A 573-nucleotide genomic window follows, 5' to 3' on the forward strand; every position below is an offset into this window, starting at 1 on the left:
GTTCCGTCCGAAGTACGTCTCGTTCGACTGCTACGGCACGTTGATCAGCTGGCCGATGACGCCGATCACCAAGAAGCTGGTCGGCGACCAGGTCCCGGCCGAGCAGTGGGACCAGTTCGTCGCCGAGTTCCGCGGCTACCGCTACGACGCCGTGTGCGACGCGTACTACCCCTACGAGCAGGTGCTGCAGAACGCCTTCGACCGGGTCTGCCGCAAGTGGCGCATCGAGTCGGACCCGACTGCGGGCAAGCTGCTCGCCGAGGGCGTACGCAGCTTCGGTCCGCACCCCGACGTGGTCGAGCCGCTGAAGAAGATGGCCGAGCACTACAAGCTGGTGATCCTCTCCAACGCCGACGACGCCTTCCTCGCCGAGAGCGTGCCCCGGCTCGAGGCCGACTTCCACGCCGTCTACACCGCCGAGCAGGCCGGCTACTACAAGCCCCGCTACGGCGCGTTCGAGTACATGCTCGACCAGCTCGACGCCCAGCCCGAGGACTTCGTCCACGTCTCCTCGCACACCCGCTACGACCCGATGCCGATGCACGACATGGGCTTCCGCAACCTCGTGCTGCT

General features: G+C 66.5%; 1 protein-coding gene. It reads left to right on the forward strand.

All coding sequences use genetic code 11. The features are described 5' to 3' along the window. Positions 1-573, forward strand: a 573-nt coding sequence (locus J3P44_RS24760; protein ID WP_255893191.1) for a haloacid dehalogenase type II, incomplete at both ends; no start/stop codon positions are given.

This window comes from Nocardioides astragali (assembly GCF_024436375.1).
GTDB classification, from domain to species: domain Bacteria; phylum Actinomycetota; class Actinomycetes; order Propionibacteriales; family Nocardioidaceae; genus Nocardioides; species Nocardioides astragali.